Below are 933 nucleotides of genomic sequence, written 5' to 3'. Positions count from 1 at the left end.
GCATCTGGCTGCTCAAGTATAGTTTTCAACGCAGATTCACTGAAGAACTTAATGACGGCGGTCTTTGCCACCTTTTTCTGAGGGATAGTGCATAAATCATTAACGCATGCCTGAACACTAACATCCCTGACACCGGCATATTTAACGAAAGACCGGATACATGCAAGGCGATGGTTGCGTGTGGAAACACTGCAATGCCTTTCCTTTTCAAGATACTCCAGATAGCTCTCAACTGTCTCCCTGGAAAGATATTCGAAACTGAGTTTTCCCAGAGCGAAACCGTTTCTGTCGCAAATATAGCTCAACAATTGATTGAGACATTCACGGTACGACTTAATAGTATTGACGCTCACAGCCCTTTGATCTGGGAGATATACCGTCAGAAAGTCCCGTACTAATTTGAAGAAGCGGGTGCTTTTCTCATTCATCTTCGAACACCTCCGGGATCAAATCCGAGAAATGGCTCCAGTCGATAGCCGATGAACGAATGAGGTTTTCCGGTAAGAGGTGGATGTAGTATGCCGTATCCGAAAAATGAGTATGGCCCATAAATGCGCTTAGATAAGGGAGTTTTGCGAAAAGATCAGCACCTTCGTCCAACCATTTCATCATCATCGTCGTTGCATACCGATGCCTGAGATCATAAACAACGGCGGAAGCCTCATTACTGGTTGCGCGGGCTTTGTGCCAAATCATTCGAAACTGTCCGGAAAGCCAGCGCCGATTGTATGGCAAGCCGTTCGGAGATGGGAAAAAGTATGTGTTACCAGTGAAAATGTCGGCATTGGAAGTATGATAATCCTTGCACATCTGCAACACATCATCGGACATGGCGACATAACGCTCTTTGTGAGATTTGTTTTTTCGGACAAGCAAGATGCCTTTGTCGAAATCTATGTCGCAGCTTTGCAGTTCCCGTCCCTCGTTCGGACG

At 46.0% G+C, this 933-nt stretch carries 2 protein-coding genes; both read right to left on the bottom strand.

Going from position 1 to position 933, the window contains the following annotated elements:
- On the bottom strand, positions 1-428 hold a 428-nt coding region (locus tag ACYQ3Q_RS28285; RefSeq protein ID WP_459931721.1), incomplete at its 3' end, for a tyrosine-type recombinase/integrase.
- On the bottom strand, positions 421-933 hold a 513-nt coding region (locus ACYQ3Q_RS28280; protein WP_459931720.1), incomplete at its 5' end, for a tyrosine-type recombinase/integrase. The genes ACYQ3Q_RS28280 and ACYQ3Q_RS28285, both read right to left, overlap by 8 nt.

It is taken from the genome of Desulfosporosinus burensis (genome assembly GCF_054657535.1).
The sequence above is the reverse complement of the archived record's forward strand: the minus strand, read 5'-3'. Positions and strand labels throughout refer to the sequence as shown.